Origin of the sequence: Streptomyces sp. Wb2n-11 (assembly GCF_001049855.1) — a bacterium.
In the GTDB taxonomy this organism is placed as follows: Bacteria; Actinomycetota; Actinomycetes; order Streptomycetales; family Streptomycetaceae; genus Streptomyces; species Streptomyces altiplanensis.
Genome location: NZ_CVPB01000001.1, coordinates 6076528 through 6091575 on the forward strand (window position 1 = coordinate 6076528; position 15048 = coordinate 6091575).

Annotated in this window: 15 protein-coding genes; 4 read left to right on the forward strand and 11 right to left on the reverse strand. The window is 72.1% G+C overall.

What is annotated here, in order from left to right; translation table 11 throughout:
- Positions 1-81: 81 nt before the first annotated feature.
- The 4 genes from BN1555_RS27755 to BN1555_RS27770 all read right to left on the reverse strand — a co-directional run bounded on the left by BN1555_RS27755 (position 82) and on the right by BN1555_RS27770 (position 3584).
- Entirely contained in the window at positions 82-456 is a 375-nt protein-coding gene (locus BN1555_RS27755; RefSeq protein WP_014044757.1) for an RNA polymerase-binding protein RbpA, read from the reverse strand.
- A 268-nt stretch (positions 457-724) separates the two neighbouring features.
- A complete protein-coding gene (locus BN1555_RS27760) occupies positions 725-2116 on the reverse strand; it encodes an MFS transporter (protein WP_093801919.1) in 1392 nt (463 codons plus the stop codon).
- Positions 2117-2169: 53 nt separating this feature from the next.
- Positions 2170-2940 carry a glycerophosphodiester phosphodiesterase family protein gene (locus tag BN1555_RS27765; RefSeq protein WP_093801920.1) on the reverse strand — a complete coding sequence of 257 codons (771 nt, stop codon included), beginning with the start codon at positions 2938-2940 and terminating at the stop codon, positions 2170-2172.
- Positions 2937-3584 (reverse strand): membrane protein YczE, encoded by a 648-nt coding sequence (locus BN1555_RS27770; protein WP_369688998.1) that lies wholly within the window; start codon positions 3582-3584, stop codon positions 2937-2939. The genes BN1555_RS27765 and BN1555_RS27770 overlap by 4 nt, the downstream gene beginning before the upstream one ends.
- 110 nt (positions 3585-3694) lie before the next feature.
- Between BN1555_RS27770 and BN1555_RS27775 the strand changes: the two genes are divergently transcribed.
- On the forward strand, positions 3695-5194 hold the full coding sequence (locus tag BN1555_RS27775; protein ID WP_093801922.1) for an SCO1417 family PLP biosynthesis transcription factor: 1500 nt from the start codon (positions 3695-3697) through the stop codon (positions 5192-5194).
- A gap of 32 nt (positions 5195-5226) precedes the next feature.
- Here BN1555_RS27775 and BN1555_RS27780 read toward each other — a convergent pair whose 3' ends face one another.
- Positions 5227-6807: a hypothetical protein gene (locus BN1555_RS27780; RefSeq protein WP_093801923.1), complete on the reverse strand. Its 1581-nt coding sequence runs from the start codon at positions 6805-6807 to the stop codon at positions 5227-5229.
- Between the two features lie 37 nt (positions 6808-6844).
- Positions 6845-7039 carry a hypothetical protein gene (locus BN1555_RS27785; protein WP_093801924.1) on the reverse strand — a complete coding sequence of 65 codons (195 nt, stop codon included), beginning with the start codon at positions 7037-7039 and terminating at the stop codon, positions 6845-6847.
- A gap of 260 nt (positions 7040-7299) precedes the next feature.
- Here BN1555_RS27785 and BN1555_RS27790 point away from each other — a divergent pair, with 260 nt between their 5' ends.
- The 3 genes from BN1555_RS27790 (at position 7300) to BN1555_RS27800 (ending at position 10562) form a co-directional block, all read left to right on the forward strand.
- A complete protein-coding gene (locus BN1555_RS27790; protein WP_093801925.1) occupies positions 7300-7692 on the forward strand; it encodes an ankyrin repeat domain-containing protein in 393 nt (130 codons plus the stop codon).
- A 257-nt stretch (positions 7693-7949) separates the two neighbouring features.
- Positions 7950-9368 carry a HEAT repeat domain-containing protein gene (locus tag BN1555_RS27795; RefSeq protein ID WP_093801926.1) on the forward strand — a complete coding sequence of 473 codons (1419 nt, stop codon included), beginning with the start codon at positions 7950-7952 and terminating at the stop codon, positions 9366-9368.
- A gap of 345 nt (positions 9369-9713) precedes the next feature.
- A complete protein-coding gene (locus tag BN1555_RS27800; protein ID WP_093801927.1) occupies positions 9714-10562 on the forward strand; it encodes a hydantoinase B/oxoprolinase family protein in 849 nt (282 codons plus the stop codon).
- 35 nt (positions 10563-10597) lie between these two features.
- On the opposite strand, the gene BN1555_RS27805 is transcribed toward BN1555_RS27800, so the two are convergent.
- The 5 genes from BN1555_RS27805 to BN1555_RS27825 are packed head-to-tail and all read right to left on the reverse strand — an operon-like array spanning position 10598 to position 14933.
- Positions 10598-11467, reverse strand: coding sequence for a 5-oxoprolinase subunit C family protein (locus BN1555_RS27805; protein WP_093801928.1), 870 nt, complete (start codon positions 11465-11467; stop codon positions 10598-10600).
- Positions 11464-12090 (reverse strand): 5-oxoprolinase subunit B family protein, encoded by a 627-nt coding sequence (locus tag BN1555_RS27810; protein ID WP_176710148.1) that lies wholly within the window; start codon positions 12088-12090, stop codon positions 11464-11466. The genes BN1555_RS27805 and BN1555_RS27810 overlap by 4 nt, the downstream gene beginning before the upstream one ends.
- Positions 12087-12851, reverse strand: a complete 765-nt coding sequence (locus BN1555_RS27815; RefSeq protein WP_093803686.1) for a LamB/YcsF family protein — start codon at positions 12849-12851, stop codon at positions 12087-12089. Before BN1555_RS27815 ends, BN1555_RS27810 begins: the two co-directional genes overlap by 4 nt.
- 19 nt (positions 12852-12870) lie before the next feature.
- On the reverse strand, positions 12871-13659 hold the full coding sequence (locus BN1555_RS27820; protein ID WP_255306202.1) for a putative hydro-lyase: 789 nt from the start codon (positions 13657-13659) through the stop codon (positions 12871-12873).
- The gene (locus tag BN1555_RS27825; protein WP_093801930.1) at positions 13656-14933 is read right to left on the reverse strand and encodes an MFS transporter; all 1278 of its coding nucleotides are present in this window, start codon (positions 14931-14933) and stop codon (positions 13656-13658) included. The genes BN1555_RS27820 and BN1555_RS27825 overlap by 4 nt, the downstream gene beginning before the upstream one ends.
- Positions 14934-15048 lie beyond the last annotated feature (115 nt).

A 15048-nucleotide genomic window follows, 5' to 3' on the forward strand; every position in this document is an offset into this window, starting at 1 on the left:
GCCGTGACAGCAGACTCGCTGTGTCACGGCCCCGCGGCTCTTGCTGTTGTGCTGACTGCCGTCAGGCGCAACGCCGGGGCGTTACGCGGACTTGCGGCTGTCCCGCGGATGCACCGCAATGTTCATGGCGCCGGATCGCAGTACCGCAAGCCTTTCGGCCAGGACCTCTTCGAGCTCCTCGCGGGTGCGCCTTTCCATGAGCATGTCCCAGTGCGTACGCGCGGGCTTGCCCTTCTTCTCCTCAGGCCCGTCGCCGTCCACCAGGAGTGCCGTGGCGCCGCACGCCTTGCACTCCCACTCCGGCGGAATCTCGGCCTCTACCGAGAACGGCATCTCAAATCGATGTCCGTTCGGGCATGCGTACTCCACCGCCTGGCGCGGGGCCAGATCGATGCCGCGGTCGGTCTCGTAGCTTGTAACCACGAGTCGCGTGCCGCGGAGAGCTCGCTCACTCATGAATCGTGCCTCCCGGGCTTGTCGCCCACAGGACAGGTGTCGCTGTCGTCGTCATCCGGTCAACGTCCGGTCGGCGGTAAAGATTCCCGTTGCGGGTCATGCGTCGCCCGTCGTGCCGCTGCTTTTTCCCAAAAGTTGGGTACCCACCAGTGCCCGGTTTGTCACTTGCGGCAGTAGATGTCACCCAGCGTTGTCGATATCCGAGCGCGCAGTAACGGTCCGCCTGGCAGGCCAAAGGCGTACACTACCGGCCTTTCACTTCACGTGTCTAAATTCGCTCCGGCACGGGGTTTCCGGCCGCCTCCGCGGCCCGCCGCACGGGCACCCGGACGAGCAGGGCGAATCCCAGGGCGAAGAAGGCCACGAGCGAGATGATCGCGTCCCGGTAGCTGCCGGTCAGCTGGTACGTCAGCCCGAAGACCAGCGGTCCCAGCCAGCTCATGCCCCGGTCGCTCATCTCGTAGACCGAGAAGTACTCCGCCTCCTTGCCGCGCGGCACCATGTGGGAGAAGAGGGAGCGGGACAGGGCCTGGCTGCCGCCGAGCACCAGACCGATCGCCGAGGCCAGGGCGTAGAACCAGGCGGGCTCCCCGGCGGGCAGGAAGTAGCCCGCGCCGATCGTCAGGGTCCAGGCCGCGAGCGAGCCGAGGACGGTGCGCTTGGCGCCGAACCGCTGGGCCAGCCGGCCCATACCGAGCGCGCCGGCGACCGCGAGCACCTGCACCAGCAGGACGGCCGTGATGAGCGTCGTCTGGTCGAGGCCCAGTTCCTCGGACCCGTAGATCGACGCCTGCGAAATCACTGTCTGGACGCCGTCGTTGTAGACCAGATAGGCGAGCAGGAAGGACAGCGTCAGCGGGTGGCGGCGCATGTCCTTGACGGTGGCGGCCAGTTGGCGCCACCCCGTGCCGGCCCTGCCCGGCGCGCGGTCGCCGCTCGTGCCGCTCGCCGTCGCCCTCCGGTCGCGCAGCCGACGCAGCGGCACGAGCGTGAAGGCGCCCCACCACAGGCCCGCCGAGGCCAGGCAGATCCGGACAGCCGTGGACTCCGTGATCCCGAAGCTCTCGTGTCCCGAATAGAGCACGAGGTCGAGGACGAGCACGAGGGCGCCGGACGTGTAGCCGAACGCCCAGCCGCGCGAGGAGACCTTGTCGCGCTCGTGCGGCGGGGCGATCTGGGGGAGATAGGCGTTGTAGAGCACCATCGCGACGGACTGGGCGGCGTTGGCGACGATCAGCAGGAACGCACCGAGCAGATAGCGGTCCCCGTCCAGGAAGAACATGCCCGCCGTCGCGCCCGCCCCGACGTACGCGGCGGCCGCGAGCAGCGGTTTCTTGCGGCCCGTGCGGTCCGCGACCGCGCCCGCCAGCGGCATGACGAGCACAGCCACCACGACGGACACGGAGACGGCGTACGCGAACACCGAGCCCGCCCGCACCGGGACGCCCAGCGGGTGGACGAAGCCGTCCGCGTCCGCCGCAGCCTTCGCGACCGCCGTCAGGTAGGGGCCGAGGAAGACCGTGAGCACACTCGTCGAATAGACGGAGCACGCGAAGTCGTAGAAGTACCAGCCGCGTTGCTCGCGCCTGCGGCCGGCCGCCCCGTCCGGGCCGTCCGCCTCCTCCGCGCCGTCGGTACGGTCCACGGTGCCAGCGCTCACCGCGCACCCCCTCGCTCGTCCCCGCGCCGTCGCGGGCACGGGACGGCACGGGGTCAGGCCCAGGCACCCCGCTCGGTCAGTACCGTGCGCAACGTCTCGATGTGATCCGTCATGATGCCATCCACGCCGAGATCGAGAAGCGCCGCCATCCGGCCCGGATCGTTGACCGTCCACACGTGGACCTGGAGACCGAGGGTGTGCGCCGTCCGCACGAAGCGGTGATCGACCACTCCGACACCGCTCCGGGCCTCCGGTACCTGGGCGCACACCGCGCTGCGGCGCACGGGGGCGGGCAGCGAGCGTGAACGCAGCCACAGCCCCAGGACGCCCGAAGTGCCGAAGGAGGTGGCGAGGCGGGGGCCCGCGAGGCGCTGCGCCCTCGCCACCCGGTTCTCGTTGAACGATCCGACACACACGCGCTCCCATGCGCCGGTCCTGCGGATCAGGTCGACCAGGAGCGCGAGGGCGGGCTCGGCCTTGATGTCCACGTTCCAGCGGGCTTCGGGGAACTCTTCGAGCAGTTCCTCGAAGAGGGGCAGCGGCTCGTCCCCCGTCACCCGCGCGCGGCTGACGACGCTCCAGGGAAGCGCGGAAATGCGGCCCCGCGCGTCCGTCACCCGGTCCAGGGTCGCGTCGTGGAACGCGACGAGCCGGCCGTCCGCCGTGGCGTGCACGTCCGTCTCGAAGTACCGGTACCCGGCTTCACGGGCACGCCGGAACGCCGCCGCGGTGTTCTCCAGGCCGTCGGCCGCCCCGCCGCGGTGGGCGAACGCGAGTGGCGCGGGGTGGTTCAGATAGGGGTGGCGTACGCGGTCACGGTTCACCGGGGGATTGTCGCGCCTTCCCGTGAACCGGCGACGACGACCGTGGCGCCGGCGTCCGGCGCCGGAACGGCGAAGACACGCAGGAAGAGCTGGGCGAGCGGTCCGATGGCGAGGGCGTAGACGACGGTGCCGACGCCGAGGGAGCCGCCCAGGACGAAGCCGGTGGCGACGACGGCCACCTCGATCGCGGTGCGCACGAGCCGGATGGAGCGCCCGGTGAGGCGGTTCAGGCCGGTCATCAGCCCGTCGCGCGGACCGGGCCCGAACCGGGCGGCGATGTACAGGCCCGTCGCCATGCCGTTGAGCACGATGCCGGCGAGCATCAGTGGGATCTGCCCGGCCAGACCGTGCACGTCGGGTACGAGGGCGAGCGTGCCGTCCATCGCGATGCCGATCACCACGACATTGGAGACGGTGCCGAGCCCGGGGCGCTGCCTGATCGGAATCCAGAGCAGCAGGACCAGGGCGCCGACGCCGATCGAGACCACGCCGATCGTCAGCCCGGTCTTCTCGGCGAGGCCCTGGTGCAGCACTCCCCAGGGTTCGAGGCCGAGGCCCGCGCGTACGAGCACCGCCGAACTCACTCCGTACAGCGCCAGACCGACGTACAGCTGCAGCAGCCGGCGGGTGAGATCCCTGGACAAGAGGTGCTCCTCGGATAGAGATGGTGGCATCAGTGGACCGCTGCGTGACACTGTGTGGCTTGGAAGAAGATGCTATCCATGGCCAATTCGAGTTAGGTGGACTGGAAATTATGGCGCAGTGGACTTCGGCGGTCGGTGCGGCCCAGCTCGCCAGACAGCTCAACGCCCAGCAGGCGCGCCCGCAGGGGCCCGGCACGCGCAAGCCGCCGGCGTACCGCGCCCTCGCCGACGGCATAAGGCTGCTGGTGCTCGAAGGGCGTGTGCCGGTCGCCGCGCGGCTCCCCGCCGAGCGCGAGCTGGCCGTGGCCCTGGCCGTCAGCCGTACCACCGTGGCCGCGGCGTACGAGGCCCTGCGTGCCGAGGGCTTCCTGGAGTCGCGCAGGGGCGCGGGCAGCTGGACCGCCGTCCCCGCGGGCAACCCGCTGCCCGCGCGCGGCCTCGAACCCCTGCCGCCCGAGTCCCTGGGCTCCGTGATCGACCTCGGCTGCGCCTCCCTGCCCGCGCCCGAGCCGTGGCTCACCCGCGCCGTCCAGGGCGCGCTGGAGGAGCTGCCGCCGTACGCGCACACGCACGGCGACTACCCGGCGGGCCTGCCCGCGCTGCGGCAGATGCTCGCCGACCGGTACACCGAGCGCGGCATCCCGACCATGCCCGAGCAGATCATGGTCACCACCGGCGCCATGGGCGCGATCGACGCCATCTGCCATCTCTTCGCGGGCCGGGGCGAGCGGATCGCCGTCGAGTCGCCGTCGTACGCCAATATCCTCCAGTTGATGCGCGAGGCGGGTGCCCGGCTGGTGCCCGTCGCGATGGCCGAGGGGCTCACGGGCTGGGACCTGCCGCGATGGCGGCAGGTCCTGCGCGACGCCGCCCCGCGCCTCGCGTACGTCGTCGCGGACTTCCACAACCCGACCGGCGCCCTGGCCGACGAGGACCAGCGGCGCGGGCTCGTCGACGCGGCGCGCTCGGCCGGGACCGTTCTCGTCGTGGACGAGACCATGACGGAGCTCTTCCTGGACGCGGATGTCGCCATGCCGCGGCAGGTCTGCGCCTTCGACCCGTCGGGCAGCACGGTCCTGACGGTGGGCTCCGCCAGCAAGGCATTCTGGGCGGGCATGCGCATCGGCTGGGTGCGGGCGGCGCCGGACGTGATCCGCAGCCTGGTGGCGGCCCGCGCGTACGCCGACCTCGGGACGCCCGTACTGGAACAGCTCGCCGTCAACTGGCTGATGAGTACGGGCGGCTGGGAACAGGCTGTGGAGATCCGCCGCACGCAGGCGCGCGAGAACCGCGACGCGCTCGTGGAAGCGGTGCGCAGGGAACTGCCCGACTGGGAATTCGACGTCCCGCGCGGAGGGCTGACGCTCTGGGTCCGCACCGGGGGGCTGTCGGGTTCGCGGCTCGCCGAGATGGGCGAGCGCGTCGGTGTGCGGGTCCCCTCGGGGCCGCGTTTCGGCGTCGACGGGGCCTTCGAGGGATATGTCCGGCTGCCGTTCACCGTCGGGGGGCCGGTGGCGGACGAGGCGGCGGTGCGGCTGGCGGCGGCCGCGAGGCTCGTGGAGAGCGGAGCGAGCTCCGGCATCGAAGCCCCGCGGACGTTCGTCGCCTGACCCGCGTCCGCCGGCTCTCCGGGCCGTCGGGGTCAGCCCTCGGCGGGCACCGGCTCCGGTTCCTGCGCGGGGGGCAGGAACCGGGGCTGCTTCTCGGAACGCGCCTCCGGCACGTCCAGACGCTCGGGAAGCAGGTCGATGACGGCCTGCCGGTGTGCCTCGCTCGTCGCGTCGTCGTACGGGTCGGGCGTCGCCGGGACCTGGAGCCGCATCACGGGACCGGCGCCGAGCCGTGCGTAACCGCGGCCGGGAGGGGTGTCGGGGGTCGGTGTCGTGTGCGGCGGCTCTCCCAGGACGGACTCCACCTGCCCGGGAGCGGACGGACCGAGCACCACACGTGCGCGTGTGTGGGAGCGTACGGTCTCGCTCAGGGCCTCCACGGTGTCGAACTGCTCCGCCACCACCACCGTGACGTTCGCCGCCCTGCCGTGCCGCAGGGGCACCTGGAGCAGCTGCTGGGGATCGGTGCGCCCGTCGGCGGCCGCCAGGTGGCCGAACACGCTCGGCCGGTCCAGCAGGATCCACAGAGGGCGTTTCGTGTCTTCCGGGGCGGGGTGTCCCGCCTGGCGGGCGCGGTTCGCGGCGATCAGCCGCCGCTCGGTCTCGTGCGCGGCCCATTCCAGGCTGGCGAGCGCTCCCGCGACGCTGCATTCGACGGCCAGTACGCCGTCGCGTCCGGTGAGGCACGCGTACTCGCCGGTGCCGCTGCCCTCGACGATCACCACGTCGCCGTACTGGAGGGCCTGCAGGGCGATCGAGCGGAGCAGGCTGGTCGTACCGCTTCCCGGGTGTCCCACGGCGAGCAGGTGCGGCTCGGTGGAGCGCGGACCCGTCCGCCAGATCACCGGGGGAGCGTGGTACGTCCTGTCGCCCTCCGTGACCGGTACGGTCCGCTGGACCGCCCCGGCGTCGGTGAAGCCCAGTACGGTCTCGCCCGGGGCGGTGACGAAACGCTGGGCGGCGATGGCGGTGGACAGCGCGGGGAGCACCGTCATGAGGAGCTGGTTGCCCTCCTCGTCCCAGGCGAAGTGGTACTCGCGGCCGCGGCCCGACTTGGCGTGCAGCAGCCGCTCGACGCGGGCCCGGGAGGAGGCGTCGCCGTCCGTGAAGTACGCCGGGTAGCGCACCAGCAGCCGGACGAGCCGGCCGTCGTCGAAGGCGTACTCGGGGAACGCCTTGTCCCACTCGCCGCCGTGGGTGAACAGCGGGGCGGGGTCCTCGGCCACCGAGAAGTGCGGCACCAGGGCCTCGTAGACGGCCCGGAGCCGGTCCTTCTCGGCTTCGCCGGGTCCGGGTGCGGGGGTGCGTTCCCGCCCTTTCCAGGCGGCCGCGGCCATCACCGTGATCAGGACGAGCAGCGGCCCGTACGGGATGAGCGCGACCACCAGTGCGACGGCTGACGCCAGGAACAGCGCGGGACCACGCCGGTCCTTGGGCATGGCGGTCCATGTGCGCCGGCCGGCGGCAGCCAGCCGCCGGAGACCACGTGTGACGGTGATCAGCGGATGGAGGACGTCGGTGGCGCTGTCGGCTGCGGTGCGCACGATCTCGCGGCTGCGGGTGATCGAGGCACTGCTGCTGCTCGGAATGCGGGGGAGTGGGCGCCGGGCCACTTCGGCCTCCTGGTGGTGTTGGAGCGGTTGCGGCAGGTCAGAACTTGATCCCGCCCAGCAGGCCCGCGAGGCTGGCGCCTCCGGCCTTGATGCTCGGGGCGATGGCCGTGCCTGCCAGGTAGAAGCCGAACAGTGCGCAGACGATGGCGTGCGAGGCCTTGAGGCCGTCTTTCCGGAAGAAGAGGAAGACGACGATGCCGAGCAGTACGACGCCTGAGATGGACAGGATCATGAGGTTCTCCTGGTTGAGGGGACAGTCACCATGAGTTCTTCCAGGCTCACAGCATGTAGCTATACGGCAAAAGGTGCAAATGGGGTACTTTTCAGGTTTTTCGCCGAGGTGGCCGATGGTGGTCCGCTCGCCGTGATCTTTGCCGCCGACGGGCCGGGTCATGTCGGCGGGCGGGCAGTACCCTGACGATTCACTCGTACGGCTCCGATGTCGTACGTACAGGTCACAGCAGTGAACGGCAGTGGAAGGCGGTCCGTCCGATGAGCGAAACCCCGGATCCCGAGGTGGTCGAGCTGGCTACCAAGATCTTCGACCTGGCGCGCCGGGGCGAGGCCGAGACGATCGCCGCGTACGTCGACGCCGGAGTGCCCGCGAACCTCACCAACGACCGGGGCGACTCTCTCGTGATGCTCGCCGCCTATCACGGCCATGCCGACGCCGTGCAGGCCCTGTTGAGCCGGGGCGCCGACCCGGACCGGGCCAACGACCGGGGGCAGACGCCGCTCGCCGGAGCCGTCTTCAAGGGCGAGGAGGCGGTGATCCGCGCGCTGGTCGACGGTGGCGCCGACCCGTCCGCCGGAACGCCGTCGGCCGTGGACACGGCACGGATGTTCGACAAGAAGGACCTGCTGGAGCTGTTCGGCGCCCAGTGACCGGGGCGTCGTAAATGTGGTCGCGTCGGCGAAATGGCTGGGTCATCATGACGACGGATTCACATGTGCGTGGCCCGGCGGAAGCCGCCGGGCCACGGGGAATGTGAACGGGCCCGCTCCGGGCCCACCGACGAGAGGCGGAGGAAGATGGTCTACAGCGGGCAAGAGACGACGGCGGACGACCGGACAGGGTGTCGCGCGGCCTAGGCACGGCACGTATCCCGGTTGCGTCGACAGCTTGATGTGAGGCTTTTCCCATGTTCGATCCAGTCATAGCGCCGAGCGGCACCCTGCTCGGCCTCCTGCAGAGGGGCCGCGGCGACGGCACGCTGCACGCGCTCGCCGCGCCGCGCCCCGAAGCGCTCGCGGCCCTCAACCACTGCGTCCTCGACGACCCCCGCCACGACTGGCACGTCGAGAACCGCTCCCTGTACTACGCGCGCCTCTACCTGGATCTCGACGGCGGGCTCGAAGCGATCGAGCAGCACCTCTTCGACCCCGAGGACCTCGTCGACACCGACGAGGGCAGGACCGGCCTCGCCCTCGCCGTACTGGGCCACCTCGCCTCGTACGGCAGGAACGACGCCGTGGCGCTGCTGCGGCGGTACACCAGGACCGGTGCCAACTGGACCTGGGCCCTCGACGAGCTCGCCCTGCGCGACGACGACGCCGGACTGCGCGGCCTCGCCCTGCCCGTGCTCGCCCGGTTCCCCGCCACCCCCGAGGGTGAGGCCGCACTGGCCTCCGCCGTACGGGACGCCTTCGAGCCCCGGCCCTGGCGGTTGTGGTCCGAGGACCCGCGCGAAAGCGTCGGCGCCCGCGTACGGACGGCCCAGGAACAGGGGTCGTTCGCCCGCTGGCAGCGGCAGATGCGACCGTCCGGGCCCCGCCCCGGCTGGAGCGTCCAGGCGGTGTTCGACTGGGCCCAGCAGGGCCTGGACCGCGGTACGCCGCTGCATGGGCCGGCCGCCCGGTGCCTGACGGCCGTCGCGGGACCCGCGGACCGGTCCGCGATCGTCGAGGCCGCCCGCAGCGGCCAGGACGGCGCGCGCAGCACCGCCCTGCACTACCTCGCCGCGTCACGCGACCCTGCCGCGCTCGACCTCATCGAGGCGGCGGCCCAGAGCCCTTCCCGTACCGTCGCGGAAGCCGCCGTCGCCTCCTTCGAGCGGATGTGCGGCGCCGACGCGGTGGACCGGGCCCGCGGCTGGGTGCACCGCCCCGACGCCCTGGGGGCGTCGGCCGCCGGTGTGCTCGCCTGCCGGGGCGAGGCCGGGGACGCCCCGCTCGTGCTCGGTGCGCTGCGGGAGACCGTACGGGCGGACGGGCCCGACGCACCGCTCCTGTGGACCCTCGTGGACGGCGCGGGGCGGCTGGGCATCTGTGCCGCGGCGCCCGTACTGCGCCACGTCTACCGGGAGACGGCCTCCTCGCACCTGCGCGGCCGCGCGGCGCGCGCCCTGGCCGCCACCGACCCGTCGTACGCCACCGGCTTCGCCGTCGAGTGCCTGTGGGACTGCGAGGAGACGACCAGGGAGCTGGCCGCGCTGCACGCCGAGACCGGCGACGCGCGCGTGGCGGAGAGACTGCGGCGGCTCGCCGCCGATCCGGCCGAGGAGGCCGAGGTGCAGACCGCAGTACGCAGCAGGATCGGGCCCGACGCGCCCGCCCTCTGAGCGGGCGTGACGGCGGCTGTCCGAGTGGGTGCGGAAGGGCGTGCGGGAACGCGTGACGGGCGCGGGCACGGGGGCCACACGCTCGTAGGACGTTCCTCGGCCGGACAGATCCAAGCGGGCCGGGCCACTCCCGGCCTGACGACGACACGGGTATGCGTGTCGTCGTCCTCACCGAATCCTTGTCCCCGGCGTCAACGGCGTTGCCCGCTGCGCCCTGCGGACCGCCCGCCACCTTGTCGCCCGCGGAACCGGCGCGCGGCTCGGTCTGCGCGCTTCCCAGGCGTTCTCGGCCGCGCTCGCCGCCGTACCCGCGCCGACCGCGACGCTCCTTGCCAGAATGGGTGAATGAGCGGGCGCTGGGAATTCTGGATCGACCGTGGCGGCACTTTCACCGATGTGGTGGGCCGACGGCCCGACGGAAGGCTCGTCACCCGCGAACTGCTCTCGCACGACCCGGAGCGCCACCGGGACGCGGCCGTCGCCGGAATCCGGCTGATGCTGGGGCTCGGACCGGACGATCCGGTCCCGGCCGACCGGATCGACACCGTCAGGATGGGCACGACAGTCGCCGCCGACGCGCTCCTGGAACGGCGCGGCGAGCCGACCGTGCTCATCGTCACCGAAGGCTTCCGGGACGCCCTCGTGGCGGGCAATGTCGAGACCTCGCAGGCGGTGACCGGCGCGCTGTACGCCGCGCTCGGCGTCCAGGCCGAGGGCTCGGGGACCATGAACAACGTCACCTTCGGCAACGACCGCGTGCAGTACTACGAAACCGTGGCGAGCGGCTCGGGGGCGGGCGACGGATTCGACGGGGCCGACGCCGTGCAGACCCATATGACCAACTCGCGCCTCACCGACCCCGAGGTGCTGGAGTGGCGTTACCCGGTGCGCCCGGAGAGCTTCTCCGTGCGGGAGGGCAGCGGAGGAACCGGCCGGTGGCGGGGCGGCTGCGGCGCGGAACGCAGGATCCGCTTCCTGGAGCCGATGACGGTGGCGCTGCTCTCCGGCCACCGCCGCGTCCCGCCCTGCGGCATGGCCGGCGGCGGGCCGGGAGCGACCGGCAGCAACTTCGTCGAGCGCGCCGACGGCACCGTCACGCCGCTGGAGGGGTGTGACACGGCCGAAGCCGGGCCGGGGGACACGCTGGTGGTCCGTACACCCGGCGGGGGCGGCTACGGCCGGCCTGAGGACTGATGGCTGAGGACGCCTGAAAGCTTTCTTGCGGGCCCTCAGCGCCGGCCGGCCGGGACGAAGCGGACGGGCGTGCCGGGCGCGGCCTGCGCCGCCGCGGCCAGGTCTTGTTCTTCGACGACGGCGACCACCGGGTAGCCGCCCGTGGTGGGGTGGTCGGCCAGGAACACCACGGGGCGCCCGTCGGGCGGCACCTGCACCGCGCCGAGCACCATGCCCTCACTCGGCAGTTCACCGGCCACGGCGCGCTCCAGGGGCGGACCGTCGGTGCGCAGTCCGATGCGGTTGCTCGCGGAGGACACCCGGTAGACCGCCGTGGCCAGGGTGCGCAGCGCCCGCCCGGTGAACCAGTCCGTACGGGGCCCGGGGCCGGTCCGCAGTACCAGTTCCTCCGGAGGGCCCTGCCAGGGCACGGCATCGGCGTACACCGGTGGCCCCGATCCGTCTCCCAGCGGCAGCACCGCACCGTCGGCCAGCGGCGCGGGGCCGAGCCCCGACAGCAGATCGGTGGAACGGCTGCCCAGCACGGGCTCGGCGGCGACCCCGCCGGCGAACGCGAGATAGCTCCGTACGCCGCGCACCGCACGCCCGAGCTCCAGTACGGCTCCCGCCGCCACACGCACCGGTGCGCCCCAGGCGGCGGGACGCCCGTCCACGGTGACGGGGCACGGCGCGCCCGTGACCGCCACGGTGACCGCGCAACGCGGCCGTACCGCGCACCCGTCGAGAGTCGTCTCCAGGAGAGCCGCCTCCGGCGGATTGCCGGCCAACCGGTTCGCGAGAGCGCCCGCCGGCCGGTCCAGCGCGCCCGAGAGCGGCACCCCCAGATGGGCGTGGCCGGGCCGCCCCAGGTCCTGTACGGAGGTCAGGGCCCCGGCCCGTACGACCGCGAAAGCCCGGTCCGTCACAGCTCCTCCGGTACGAAGCGCACCCGGGTGCCCGGCGTGAGCAGCGCGGCGGGCGTCCGGGTGTGGTCCCACAGCACTGCCTCCGCCGAGCCGATGAGCTGCCAGCCACCGGGGGAGGCGCGCGGATAGACCCCCGTGTACGCGCCGGCCAGCGCGACGGCGCCCGCCGGGACCGCCGTGCGCGGTGTGTCCCTGCGCGGTACGGCGTACCGCTCGTCGAGGCCGGTCAGATAGCCGAACCCGGGCGCGAACCCGCAGAACGCCACCCGGAACACGGTCGCCGCGTGAATCCGCCCCACCTCGCCTTCCGGTACGCCCCACAGCCCGGCCACCGCCGTGAGATCGGGGCCGTCGTAACGCACCGGGATCTCGATCGCGCCCCCGGCGCCCGGCGCGAGCGGCGGGACCTCCCAGCCGGCCAGCCGCCGAGCGAAGTCCCCGGGATCGTCGAGGCCGTCGAGCAGCACGGTGCGCGCCGCCGGCACGATCTCCCGCACGGCGGGGAGCGTGCCCTGCGCGCGGCGGCGCAGCAGTTCGGCGTGGAGCGCCTCCGCCTCCTCGCCGCTGCCGAGTTCGACCAGCAGGGCACGGTCACCGGCCGGCAGCGCCCTCAGGGCACTCATGCGAAGGCCTCCACGCGGACGCCCGCGCCCTCCAGGCGCTCCCGTACGCGGCGGGCAAGGCCGACGGCGCCCGGGGTGTCCCCGTGCAGGCACAGCGAGCGGGCCCGCACGCCGACCGGCCTGCCGCAGTGCGAGGTGACGACGCCGGACCGGGCCATGGAGAGGGAGCGTTCGACGACCGTCACCTCGTCGGTGACGACGGCGCCCTCCTGCCCGCGCGGAACGAGCGTCCCTTCCGCCGTGTACGCGCGGTCCGCGAACGCCTCGGCGACGACCGGCAGGCCGGCCTTCGAGGCGATGCCGAGGAACCGCGACCCCGGCAGTCCGAGAACCGGCCGCTGTCCGCCCGCGAGCAGTACACCCTCGACGACGGCGGTGGCCTGCTCCTCGTCGCGCACCACACGGTTGTAGAGCGCGCCGTGCGGTTTGACGTACGAGACGCGCGAACCCGCCGCTCGTGCGAACACTTCCAGCGCGCCTATCTGGTAGGCGACTTCGGCGGCGAGTTCGTCTGCGGGGACGTCCATGGAGCGCCGTCCGAAGCCTGCCAGATCGCGGTACGAGACCTGCGCGCCGATCCGTACCCCCCGCTCGGCGGCGAGGTCGCAGACGCGGCGCATGGTCGCCGCGTCACCGGCGTGGAAGCCGCAGGCGACATTGGCACTGGTGACGACGGACAGCAGCTGTTCGTCGTCGGTCAGCCGCCAGCGTCCGAAACCCTCCCCGAGGTCGGCGTTGAGATCGATCGATGCCGAGGTCATGTACGGATCCGTCTCCTGGTCAGGCCACACGGAACTGCTCGTCGCGGGCGTCGGTGATGAACATCCGGCCCGGTGCGTGGGTGATCGCGAAGGGCGGCCGTGAGGCCGTCACGGCCGCCTGCAGCGTCACTCCGCAGGCCCAGAACACCGGAACGTCACCGGGCTGTGCTTCCACGGGGTCGCCGAAGTCCGGCCGCCCGAGGTCCATGATGCCGAGGCCGGCCGGATCGCCGCAGTGCACCGGGCCGCCGTGCACGTCGGGCAGCAGGGCGCTCTCCCGGACGGCCGTGGAGACCAGGCCGGGAGGAACGGGGCGCATCGACACCACCATCGGGCCGTGCAGCCTCCCCGCGGGCCGGCACGGGCGGCTCGTCGTGTACATCGGGACGTTGCGCCCCTGCTCGATGTGACGCATCGGCACACCGGCTTCCGACAGGGCCGCCTCGAAGGTGAAGCTGCAACCGATGAGGAAGGACACCAGGTCGTCGCGCCAGTGACCGGTGACCTCGGCCGGTTCGCAGGCGAGTTCACCGTCCCGCCAGACCCGGTACCCGGGCAGGTCGGTGCGCAGATCGGCGCCGGGTGCCAGCGGGGTGGTCCAGGACCCGGCGTCGGTGACGTCGAGCACCGGACAGGGCTTCGGGTTGCGCCGGCAGAAGAGCAGCACCTCGTACGCCCAGTCCGCGGGCACCGAGAGGAGGTTGGCCTGCGCGTACCCGGGCACCCAGCCCGCGGTCGTCGCGCCGACCCCCGTGCGGAACAGGGCGCGTGCTTCCCGGGGGCTCCCGGCCCTCGCGGCGACGTTCACCGGAGTTCCTTCCCGCGCGTCTCGGGAAGCCCGAACAGCGCCACTACGGCGAGTCCGTAACCGATGGCACCGAAGACGAGAGCGCCCCCGACTCCCCAGCTGCCCGCCAGGAAGCCGACGAGGGTCGGGAAGAACGCGCCCACGGCGCGGCCCGTGTTGTACGTGAACCCCTGGCCGGTCCCGCGGACCGCCGTCGGATAGAGCTCACTGAGGAACGAGCCGAAGCCGCTGAAGATGGCCGACATGCAGAACCCCAGCGGGAAGCCCAGGACGAGCACCACGTTGTTCGCCCCGGCCGGGATGTTGGTGTAAGCGAGGATGCAGGCGGCGGAGAGGAACGCGAAGAGCGCGATGTTCTTCTTGCGGCCCAGCCTGTCGGTGAGGTACCCGCCGGTGAGGTAACCGATGAACGCACCCGAGATCAGGAACGTCAGGTAACCGCCGGTGCCGACGACGGTGAGGCCCCGCTCCGTCTTGAGGTAGGTGGGCACCCAGGTGGCGAGGGTGTAGTAGCCGCCCTGGACGCCGGTGGACAGGAGTACGCCGAAAAGCGTGGTGCGCAGCAGGTCCTTCTTGAAGATCGCCGTGAACGATCCCTTGTCGCTGCTCGCGAGACGCCGTTCGGCTGCTTCCGGCGCGTCGCTGACGTGGCGGCGTACGTAGACCACCAGGAGCGCGGGAAGCGCGCCGGTCCAGAACATCACGCGCCAGGCCGTGTCCGGGTCCAGGTACTGGAACACCACCGTGTAGACGATGACCGCGAGCGCCCAGCCGACCGCCCAGGAACTCTGGACGACGCCGAGCGTACGGCCGCGGTGCCTGGCAGAGGAGTACTCGGCGACCAGGATCGCGCCGACCGCCCACTCGCCGCCGAAACCGAGGCCCTGGAGGGCGCGGAAGACCAGCAGCGTCTCGTAGTTGGGGGCGAACCCGCACAGGACGGTGAACAGGGCGTAGGTGATCACTGTGATCATCAGCGCCTTCACCCGGCCTATGCGGTCGGCTGCGATGCCGGCGATGGCGCCGCCGATCGCGGAGACGACCAGGGTGACGGTCGTGAGCAGACCGGTCTGCCCGGTGCTGAGACTGAAGTACGCGGAGATCGCGACCATGCTCAGGGGCAGCGTGAAGAAGTCGTAGGAGTCGAGGGCGTATCCGCCGAACGCTCCGCCGAACGCGCGGCGGCCGCGCGGCCCGAGGGCGCGCAGCCAGGCGAACGCCCCGTTGTCGTCGGGGAGCTCGTTCTGCTCCGGCTGTGCCTGGGTGGTACTCATCTGCACCTCGCAGGAGGGGAGGAGGGAGGAGTGCGCTGAGACCGTGCGGTGTCGTCAAGGTAGGGGATTGTTGAACGATCCGACAAGAGTCATGTCGGTTCGTTCTTGCTTCTAC

Excerpts from the sequence above, each read along its gene's own strand:
- BN1555_RS27825 (WP_093801930.1), bottom strand. The coding sequence starts at position 14,933 with ATGAGTACCACCCAGGCACAGCCGGAGCAGAACGAGCTCCCCGACGAC.
- BN1555_RS27785 (WP_093801924.1), bottom strand. The coding sequence starts at position 7,039 with ATGATCCTGTCCATCTCAGGCGTCGTACTGCTCGGCATCGTCGTCTTC.
- BN1555_RS27755 (WP_014044757.1), bottom strand. The coding sequence starts at position 456 with ATGAGTGAGCGAGCTCTCCGCGGCACGCGACTCGTGGTTACAAGCTAC.
- BN1555_RS27775 (WP_093801922.1), top strand. The coding sequence starts at position 3,695 with ATGGCGCAGTGGACTTCGGCGGTCGGTGCGGCCCAGCTCGCCAGACAG.
- BN1555_RS27810 (WP_176710148.1), bottom strand. The coding sequence starts at position 12,090 with ATGAGTGCCCTGAGGGCGCTGCCGGCCGGTGACCGTGCCCTGCTGGTC.
- BN1555_RS27790 (WP_093801925.1), top strand. The coding sequence starts at position 7,300 with ATGAGCGAAACCCCGGATCCCGAGGTGGTCGAGCTGGCTACCAAGATC.
- BN1555_RS27795 (WP_093801926.1), top strand. The coding sequence starts at position 7,950 with ATGTTCGATCCAGTCATAGCGCCGAGCGGCACCCTGCTCGGCCTCCTG.
- BN1555_RS27800 (WP_093801927.1), top strand. The coding sequence starts at position 9,714 with ATGAGCGGGCGCTGGGAATTCTGGATCGACCGTGGCGGCACTTTCACC.
- BN1555_RS27815 (WP_093803686.1), bottom strand. The coding sequence starts at position 12,851 with ATGACCTCGGCATCGATCGATCTCAACGCCGACCTCGGGGAGGGTTTC.